At 60.8% G+C, this 8,608-nt stretch carries 15 protein-coding genes; all 15 read left to right on the top strand.

Going from position 1 to position 8,608, the window contains the following annotated elements; all coding sequences use genetic code 11:
- Window positions 1–30 precede the first annotated feature (30 nt).
- On the top strand, window positions 31–1,707 hold the full coding sequence (locus EN879_RS14760) for a DUF87 domain-containing protein (RefSeq protein ID WP_063168474.1): 1,677 nt from the start codon (window positions 31–33) through the stop codon (window positions 1,705–1,707).
- Window positions 1,708–1,715: 8 nt separating this feature from the next.
- Entirely contained in the window at window positions 1,716–2,534 is an 819-nt protein-coding gene (locus tag EN879_RS14755; protein ID WP_063168475.1) for a radical SAM protein, read from the top strand.
- Window positions 2,534–2,935, top strand: coding sequence for a DUF968 domain-containing protein (locus EN879_RS14750; RefSeq protein ID WP_063168476.1), 402 nt, complete (start codon window positions 2,534–2,536; stop codon window positions 2,933–2,935). Before EN879_RS14755 ends, EN879_RS14750 begins: the two co-directional genes overlap by 1 nt.
- Entirely contained in the window at window positions 2,932–3,399 is a 468-nt protein-coding gene (locus EN879_RS14745; protein WP_082826492.1) for an HNH endonuclease, read from the top strand. The genes EN879_RS14750 and EN879_RS14745 overlap by 4 nt, the downstream gene beginning before the upstream one ends.
- On the top strand, window positions 3,383–3,622 hold the full coding sequence (locus EN879_RS14740) for a hypothetical protein (RefSeq protein ID WP_127224489.1): 240 nt from the start codon (window positions 3,383–3,385) through the stop codon (window positions 3,620–3,622). The genes EN879_RS14745 and EN879_RS14740 overlap by 17 nt, the downstream gene beginning before the upstream one ends.
- Window positions 3,622–4,236: an NADAR family protein gene (locus EN879_RS14735; protein WP_063168478.1), complete on the top strand. Its 615-nt coding sequence runs from the start codon at window positions 3,622–3,624 to the stop codon at window positions 4,234–4,236. The genes EN879_RS14740 and EN879_RS14735 overlap by 1 nt, the downstream gene beginning before the upstream one ends.
- Window positions 4,236–4,478 carry a hypothetical protein gene (locus EN879_RS14730; protein ID WP_127224488.1) on the top strand — a complete coding sequence of 81 codons (243 nt, stop codon included), beginning with the start codon at window positions 4,236–4,238 and terminating at the stop codon, window positions 4,476–4,478. Before EN879_RS14735 ends, EN879_RS14730 begins: the two co-directional genes overlap by 1 nt.
- Window positions 4,471–4,803 carry a hypothetical protein gene (locus EN879_RS14725; protein WP_127224487.1) on the top strand — a complete coding sequence of 111 codons (333 nt, stop codon included), beginning with the start codon at window positions 4,471–4,473 and terminating at the stop codon, window positions 4,801–4,803. Before EN879_RS14730 ends, EN879_RS14725 begins: the two co-directional genes overlap by 8 nt.
- A 20-nt stretch (window positions 4,804–4,823) precedes the next feature.
- On the top strand, window positions 4,824–5,384 hold the full coding sequence (locus tag EN879_RS39420) for a hypothetical protein (RefSeq protein ID WP_206520952.1): 561 nt from the start codon (window positions 4,824–4,826) through the stop codon (window positions 5,382–5,384).
- Entirely contained in the window at window positions 5,385–5,687 is a 303-nt protein-coding gene (locus EN879_RS14715) for a hypothetical protein (protein WP_063168480.1), read from the top strand.
- Window positions 5,684–6,028: a hypothetical protein gene (locus EN879_RS14710; RefSeq protein ID WP_063168481.1), complete on the top strand. Its 345-nt coding sequence runs from the start codon at window positions 5,684–5,686 to the stop codon at window positions 6,026–6,028. Before EN879_RS14715 ends, EN879_RS14710 begins: the two co-directional genes overlap by 4 nt.
- Window positions 6,018–6,656, top strand: a complete 639-nt coding sequence (locus EN879_RS14705) for a hypothetical protein (RefSeq protein ID WP_063168482.1) — start codon at window positions 6,018–6,020, stop codon at window positions 6,654–6,656. The genes EN879_RS14710 and EN879_RS14705 overlap by 11 nt, the downstream gene beginning before the upstream one ends.
- A 35-nt stretch (window positions 6,657–6,691) precedes the next feature.
- The gene (locus EN879_RS14700) at window positions 6,692–6,955 is read left to right on the top strand and encodes a hypothetical protein (RefSeq protein ID WP_063170268.1); all 264 of its coding nucleotides are present in this window, start codon (window positions 6,692–6,694) and stop codon (window positions 6,953–6,955) included.
- Entirely contained in the window at window positions 6,919–8,148 is a 1,230-nt protein-coding gene (locus tag EN879_RS14695) for a hypothetical protein (RefSeq protein ID WP_063168483.1), read from the top strand. Before EN879_RS14700 ends, EN879_RS14695 begins: the two co-directional genes overlap by 37 nt.
- Window positions 8,149–8,309: 161 nt before the next feature.
- A partial coding sequence (locus EN879_RS14690; protein WP_206520951.1) for a PLP-dependent transferase occupies window positions 8,310–8,608 on the top strand: 299 nt, incomplete at its 3' end.

Raw genomic sequence — 8,608 nt, 5'->3', positions numbered from 1 at the left:
CGCCGACATCGGCCTTGAGAACGAGACGCCATGAAGATCGCAGCCAACATCGATTTCAATCTCGAGACGTTCCGCGGCCAACGATGCCTGCTTCAAGGCGCATCTGGATCCGGTAAGTCGACCGTCGCTCGGGTGCTGCTCGAGGCGACCTATGGCAAGTTCCAGCAGATCATCCTTGATGTCGAGGACGAGTTCCACACGCTGCGGACGGCCGAGCGCGAATACGCCATCATCGGCGGGGACCATGGCGACGCGCCGCTGAGCAAGACGCAGGATGCCGGCGACCTGGCGCTTACCCTGTTGAAGGTCGGCGTCTCCACAATCCTGCAAATCGGCGACTGGACCCTTGAGGAGAAGCGATCGTTCATCGGCCGGTTTGTCGCCGGCATGATGCGGGCCAAGTCGGATCTCTGGCATCCAACGATCGTCATGCTGGACGAGACACATCTGTGGGCGCCGCAGCAGGGCGTCGTTGCCTCGAGCGAGGCGATCACCCACTTGGCGACCGCCGGCCGCAAGAGGGGCTTTGGCGCCATCTTCGCCACCCAGCGGCTGAGTCTCATCAACAACGACGTGCTCGGCCAGTGCGAGAACAAGTTTCTCGGCCGAGTGGAGCAAAGCGCCGACCGCCGCGCGGTTGCCGATCTGCTTGGTTTTGGACCGCGCTCTTCGGAAGCTGTCGACATGCAGGCGTTCAAGCCGGGCGAGTTCTATGTCGTCGGGCCCGCCCTCGCATCGACACCGGTGCGCGATCGCATGTTCAAGGCCTCCACGGAGGCGCCGAAGCCCGGCAGCACCGTTCTGCCGTCGGCAACGCCTGCCGCCATCCAGCGGGCGCTGGCGGAACTAGTGAAGGCCTCCAAGGCGCCGCCGACGGTCGATCAAAAGAGTACGGCGCCGCGCGCGGCCGATCCGGCTGAGATCGCCACAGCCGAGAAGCGAGGCTTCGCGCGCGGCTATGGCGAGGGAATGGACAAGGGGCGAGAGGATGGCTTTGCCGCCGGCGCCGAGGCGATCCGGGTGGCGCTTGAGGAGTTCCTCGACCGGCCGCGGCCGCCGAAGCCCGTCCATATCGGCGTCGATCTTGCAGGCGGACCGGATCAAACGGTGTGGACCGAGATCGGCCCGGTCAGCATGCCAAGCGGTGCAGAGGCTATCGATATCACGCATTTGGTTTCGAAAGGCCCACAGCGAGAGTTCATCCGCGGCGTAAAGACCCGCGAGCCCGTCTTGGATGGAGGCTACGACGGCCCGTACAATGAGCCGAAAATGTCGCCGAGTTCGCGCAAGGTGGTCGACGCCGTCGTGTCCGCCTACCCGCTCGGCATCAGCCTGCAGGTCGCTGCCAAGCGCGCCGGCATCTCGTCGCGATCGAGCGCATTCCGGAAGTACATGACCGAGGCGGCGGCCTCCCCGCGCATCCAGGACCGCGGCGATGGCCGCTACGTGGCTGTCGAGGCTGAAGCAGGCATCACAGCGCCGCCGGGGCTCGCCGCCTTCAAGGAGCGCCTGCCATCGTCCTACGCACGCATGCTGGGCGCGCTGGAGGCCGCACAGGGCGCGGAGATGGACTTGGACACCATTGCGGACCGCGCGGAGGTCTCACGCACGTCCAGCGGGCTCACCACCGGGCTGCGCGAGCTCGCCGCGCTCGACCTGATCATCAAGACCGACGGCGGCTACCGCCTGTCGCCCGATTTTTTGTGAGGACCACAATGGCAACCATCAATCCGGACGGCGTCAGCATCAAAGGCTGCTCGATCATCTATGCGCCGAAGGGGCAGGCCGGCGAGTATGCGCCACTTGCCACCAATCCCTATCGCGGGTGCGGTCACGGCTGCGCCTATTGCTACGTGCCACTGGTGACCAAGCAGCCGCGGCCGGAGTTCGACGCCGGCGCCGTCGACCGGGCCGACTTCGACAAGCGGCTGCTCGCTGACGCCAAGAAGTATGAAGCGGCTGGCATCACCGAACAGGTCATGCTGTCGTTCACGACCGATCCCTATCATCCAGGCGACAACAGCCTGACTGGACTCGTACTGCATATCCTGGCCGGCCATGGTCTCGGCTTCTGCACGCTGACGAAGGGCGGCAGCCGCGCGCTTCAGGACATCAGCCGATTCCGTCCGGACCGGGATGCGTTCGCAACCACCTTGACCAGCGTCGATGCGCGTTTTTCCCGAAAATGGGAACGCAACGCGGCTGATCCTGATAACCGCATTTCGACGCTGAAGGCTTTCCACAAAGCCGGCATCTTCACATGGGTCAGCCTTGAACCGACGCTCGACATCGAAGCGTCGCTTGCTGTCGTCGACGCCACTCACGAGTTCGTTGATCTCTACAAGATCGGCAAAGCGAACTATCTGAAGGAGATCACGAGGACGACGGATTGGCCGGGTTACACCCTGCGCATGATCGACAAGATGCAGGCGCTCAGGAAGAAGCACTATATCAAGCGCGACCTCCAATCTTTCCTCCCGGCCGGCTATCATAATCCGCTGCGCGTCCGGCAGAACCACGCGGCAGTCGCCTGATGGCCGGTCGAGTCCCCTACCATCCCGAAGCCTTCACCAACTCCCCGGTCAAAGGCCAGAAGCGGCCACGCAAGGAAGACGGTGCCCATTTGAGATGGATCCGCGGCCTACCTTGTTTGATCAGCGGCAAGCGGCCGGTCGACGCCGCGCATGTCCGCTATGCCGATCCGGTCTACGGAAAGGGTGAAACCGGTGGCGGCCGGAAATCTGATGATAGATGGACAGTTCCCCTTCATCGGTCGCTGCACACTGAGGGGCCTGACGCGCAGCATGCGGGTGGGGAGCGCGCCTTCTGGGAGAAGCACCTCATCGACCCGCTTCGCGTCGCCCTAGCGCTCTACAACGTCACTGGGGACGATGAGCAGGCAGAACTGATCATTCGAAATGCGAGGAAGACATGACCAATTCAGCGCCACTATGTTCCATTGATGGATGTGCGAAGACGCAGAAAAGCCGAGGCTTGTGCAGCGCTCATTATGAACGATTGAGATCGCATGGCGATCCACTGTATGGCGGCGATCTTGGGACGACGCATGGCGAACCAGAGCACTTCTACAAAGAAACGGTCGTGCCATTTCGTGGCGACGAGTGTTTGGAATGGCCGTATGCACGATCAGGCGTCGGCTACGGGCAAATGCGGATCAACGGCAAATCGCACAACGTCCACCGCCTTATTTGTCGTGAAACACATGGGCGTCCACCGACACCAGACCATCAAGCCGCTCATTCATGCGGCAATCGGGCCTGTGTAAATCACCGGCATCTTTCTTGGAAAACGCAGGCCGAAAATGAACTGGACAAGATCCAGCACGGCACAATGCCGATCATCAAAAATGGGAGGTGGGCAAGTGTTAGAGAATTATGACGCATGGAAGCTGATGACGCCCGAAGAGGACAACGAGTCCCGCGGCGGCAAGCTCTGCCCTTGGTGCGGCGCCTATTCGCCTCGCCAGTGCGATCTTGAGGAAGAGACTGGCGGCGTCTGCCCTTGGGAAGAGAGCGAGCCTGACCCGGACGACATCATGGAGGCGCGGCGCGAAGACCGCGAGTTCGAAGCCGGCCATCCTCACAATGGAGACGATTTCTGATGACTGACGAAATAGCCAAGTGCGACATCTGCGGCGAGCCAATGCCGGCCGGTGAGCAAATGTTCAAGTTCCACGGCTATAGTGGACCGTGTCCGAAGCCGCCGCTGCCGACCATCGAATGCCACGGTCTCGACACACAGGAGCGAGTTTGCTTCTACGAGCAGGATTTCTATGTCCTGTCGAATTTCTCGGCCTTCACCATTATGTGGGAGTGGACGCCGCGCGACGGTCTAGCCCGGTTCGATACGTCAGAAGCGGTCTACCATTTTATGAAATTCAAGCCAGGCGTTCCGACTGCGGAGCAGTGGAGTTTGATGCACAACATCATCCTCGCGCCGTCTGCGCATGAGGCGTTCAAAATCGCTGAACGCAACAAGCATCATCGCCGGCCAGACTGGGACTACGTTAAGGTCGACGTCATGCGTGAGATCCTCCACGCTAAGGCCGATCAGCACGAATATGTGCGCCGGAAACTCCTTGCGACTGGCGATCGCCAGTTGGTCGAGAATTCATGGAGAGATGACTTTTGGGGTTGGGGACCAAACCGCGACGGCCAGAACATGCTCGGCAAGCTCTGGATGGAGATACGTGACGAGATTAGAGCGGCGGCGTGATGGCTACCGTGTTCCTCGACTGCCCGAACAACAGCACCCTGTTCACGACGTGCTGCGAAGTGGCGATCTGTGACGATCAAGAAGTTTGCCCGCACTGCCGTCAGGATGTTGAGCCAAAAAACCGACTGTCCCGCTGGGAAACGGCTTACGGGCCAATCCGCCGCAAAGAGCGCTGGTACGGCAATTGGTATCCGAACCATGGCAAGGGGCGCGGCTACAAAGGAGAAACAACGCATGTTTGACATACTGGACCCATTTAACGGACCGGTCATTCCAGGTCTTGAGAAGTTCGAAACTGTTTATGCCAAGGAACAGCCGCAGTATCGGCCGCTGCGCACCCTGCCTGGTCGCAAAGGAGTGAGCGCCATCAGCAGGTTCAGTCTGACAGACAGTCAGCGCCAGGCTATCGCCAATGGCGCGGATATCTATCTCGAACTGCTTCACTTCGGAGGTCCGCTCGCCCCCAGCCTGCTCATGGTGTGTGAGCCGGCTGACACGGATGATTTCCGCGGTTGGTGGCGGGCACAGACCGACGGTCCTTATGCGGTGCGGAGCGAGCAGTCATGACCGAAGATCAGATCAAGCACATGGTCGACCGGTTCCTCCAATGGCGCCTGCCAGAGAATTTCAGTCCTGACGCGGGCATCAGCTTCAAGAAGACGTTCAACGAGAACAGCCAGTTCGGACCAATGGAGCACAAGCCAATCGGCACCAATCTGTTCGACGCCATCCAGGCCACGGCCATGGTGCAGCACATGCTTGAGGGGATGCCAGACGCCGTACGAGGCGATGACGACAAGTGCGGCCTCTGCGGAAGGGCCGCGAGATGCGAAGCTTGTGCCGAAATCAACGAAGTCGGTAGCCGTCTCGAAGTGTCCGAAAAACAGATACAATCTTCGGACACCCCGATGCAGGAGCGCGCGCAGCGCAAATTCTACAATGCCTGCCTCATTCTAATGAACCTCGATATGGATGAGCTTGTAGGGGCCGGCGTCATTGAACCGGGAAACCTCGACCGCGGCGGCAGTTCATGGGAGCGGTTCAGTCGCGACCCTCTGACCTTCATCGCCAAGATAGGCGACGGACAGCGCAGTGCGCTTTGGCGCCTCATCGAGTCTCGACAGCCGAACCATGCGAAGGAGGATTGAATGTCCGTGCGCACCACTGCCACGCTAACTTTTGGCGCGTCGATCACTCTGAACGAAACCGAGGTCAGAGCGCTTGAAGCCATGATTGGATATGGCGCCGACGCATTCCTGAAAGTCTTCAAGGAAAAACTCGGCGAACACTACATCCGAGACCACCAGGAAGGAGTGAGATCGTTCTTCAAGGCGGTAGGCAGGGACGTTCTACCTGCCCTTCGTGATATCGATGAGGCCCGGAAGGATCTCCAGAAGGCAGCCGAAAAGCGAGCGGAGGCAATCAAGACAGCAAAGGAAGCGAGCGCATGACCGTTCAAGCCGATCAATGGGATCCAGCGGTCCGCGGCCAAAAGGTGTCGGATGCGACCGGCCGAGTGATCTACCGCTACCAGATGCCGGTCCAAGAGCACTTCACCATGAAACTGCCGGCCGGCGCCGAGATCATCCGCATGGCGGATGTGGCCGGCATGTTCTGGCTGTGGGCCGTCGTCCGGACCGACGTGCCCGACGAGGAGCGGCATTTCCATGCGTTCAAGACCGGCGGCGCGATCCCTGGCGAACTCAACCTGAAATACGTCGGGTGCTGCGCGGTCTTCATCCAGATGGAGCTTATGCTCTACATCTTCGAGGATCTCGGCCATGCGGGATAACCTCTACGGCTTCAAGCCGGTCGATCTAGGCCTTGTCGATCTCTCGCCGAAGGAGATGATGTTCTGGCTTTATTGCCCGATCAAGATGGCGGACCGGTTCAAGGTCGTCATCCCGTCAAACCTGCGGCAGTTCGAAGATATCGTGAATGCGGTCTACCGCGACGTCGCCAGCATGAGGTGGCTCGATAGCTACGTCTACATCACCGCCAAGACCCTCTGGGTGACGCACGAAAACCCTGGCAACCGCCGCGGCTGGCACTCCGACGGATTCATGACCGACGACCTGAACTATATCTGGTCGGACTCGAGGGGCACGCTGTTCTGGGAGCCGGACGAGGCAACCACTTTCATCCAAGATCACACGAAATCCCTTGATGAGATGGAAGCCAAGGCCGAGCGTGGGCCGTTCAAGACCTATCCGGACAAGCATCTGCTTCGCCTTGACCAAGGAGTGATCCACCGCGTCGCCGACTTCGAGTCGCCTGGCATGAGGACGTTCGTCAAGATCAGCGTCTCGCGGCACCAGTACCGACTCGCCGGCAATTCGATCAATCATGGCCTGGCACCGGACTGGGCTTATGTCGAGCGCGCCGCTGAGCGCAATACGCCGGAGGTCACCGCTCCGTGACCAGAATTCCGCCAACCAAACTCGACGATCTGCCGATGTTCGCAGGCGACCGCGAGATCGCCGAAGCTTTGGTTGGACGGTTGGCGGCCGAAAAATGGGTGAAGGAACGCCTTCCGACCCTTGCGCAGAGGCCAGGGTTCCCTGCTATTGATGCCTTTCACGGCGGGCGACCTGTGCCGCTCGTCAAGCGCTTCTATGAGAACTACCTCGGCCTGCCGGCGGATGCCAAGGGCAAGCCGGACGGCAAGGAGGATGACAGCGCATGGACAAGACGAAAGCCCCGGGCCTCAAATGGATGAAGCGCGCCGGCGGCATGACGCCTGTTTGGGTCGCTGATGAAGTCGACGTCAAAAAGGGGTTTTCTCCAAAGACGGTGAACTTGTCGGCCCTTGCTGATCAGCCGGAGATGCTAAAGGCGAAATGCGACTCGCTACAAGCCGACATGCTCCTCTGGCGCACCGGATATCGCAATGATCCGACTGCATTCGACGGATCGGTCAAGTCACTGCTCACCATCTACCAGCGCCATGCCGAAAGCCCATTCAAGAAACTGAAGCCGGCATCCCGCCGCACCTACGTTGGCTTTCTCTCCAAGGTTGAGGGCCATATCGGCGCCAGGCGCGTTGATGCGATCAGCGGCGTCGACATCATCCGCTATCACCGCCTCTGGTCAAACGGCGGCGCCAACCTCGCCACCGCGGCGATGTGTCGGTCCATCCTCGAGTCCGCTCTCAGCTTTGGCGTCATGTGCCGGTTCGACGGCTGTGCCGAACTCCTGATGATGCTGCGCGAGGCGAAGAAGTCGCTTCCCCGGTCTTCGCCGCGGACGGCCGTCATCTCCGCCGACCAGGTTGTCGCCGCCAGGGCGGCTGCGCGCGCCGCCGGCCGTCAATCGTCGGCATTGACCTACGCCTTCGCGTTCGAGACGACCTTGCGCCTGTGGGACGTCATCGGCCAATGGTATCCGCTGAACGAAGGCGGCCTGTCTGCCGTACTGGACCCGGCAACTGGCGAGAAATGGTTCGGGCTGCGCTGGGAAGATATCGACGAACATATGGTGCTCAGGTACACGCCGTCGAAGACCAATGAGACCACAGGCAAGCGGATCATCTACCCCCTGTCCAAGGCGCCCATGGTTTTGGAGGAGATCAACCGGGTGCCGCTCGAGAAGCGAGTCGGTCCGATCGTCGTTTGCGAGGACAGCGGCATTCCCTACCGGCCAAAGAATTTCGCCTATCGCTGGCGGCTCGATCGGAAGAAGGCAGGCATCCCGGGAACGATGTGGGCCCGCGATCTCCGCGCATCCGGCATCACCGAGGGCCGCGCCGGCAACGCTTCGCTCGAGGATACGTCGAAGGTCGCCGGGCATAGCGGGACGCAGACGACCGGACGAGTCTATGACCGGGCTGTCTTTGAGGCCGCCGACCGCTTTGCTGACGCCAGAATTAAGGGTCGCGAACAGAGCGGTAACGGGAGCGGTAACGGGCGGTAACGGATTTCCATTTTGTGATGGAAATACAATCGCTTGCGAGTTCGTTATACTAACGAAGCGTTTAGAGCCGCCTGGCCCAACCGGACGCGCCTTGCCGCGAGCCGCTGCCGGGCATAGCGTCTCGCCACATCCAGCCGGTCACCAACAGGGTCTGAAATTCGATGTCTGAAACAGCAAAGTCACGCGCTGCAGCGCTTCCTCACCTGCGTCGCAGCGGGCTTGCCATGGGCGATTCCATTCCCCTGCCGCTGACCATGGCCGCCATCTTTCATGCGCCCGGCGACGCCACCGGCTTCAACCAGTACGGGCGATTCAGCAACCCGACCTGGGACGCGGTCGAGCATATGCTGGCCCATCTGGAGGACGCGCCCTGCGTCGCATTCCCTTCCGGAATGGCGGCAATCTCGGCGGCGTTTTTTGCCGTGCTCAAGGCCGGCGACCGTATCCTGCTGCCATCGGA

The sequence above is a fragment of the Mesorhizobium sp. M7A.F.Ca.AU.002.02.1.1 genome (assembly GCF_003998535.1).
Lineage (GTDB): Bacteria > Pseudomonadota > Alphaproteobacteria > Rhizobiales > Rhizobiaceae > Mesorhizobium > Mesorhizobium ciceri.
Note: the sequence above shows the minus strand (reverse complement) of the source record. Positions and strands in the feature narration are given on the sequence as shown.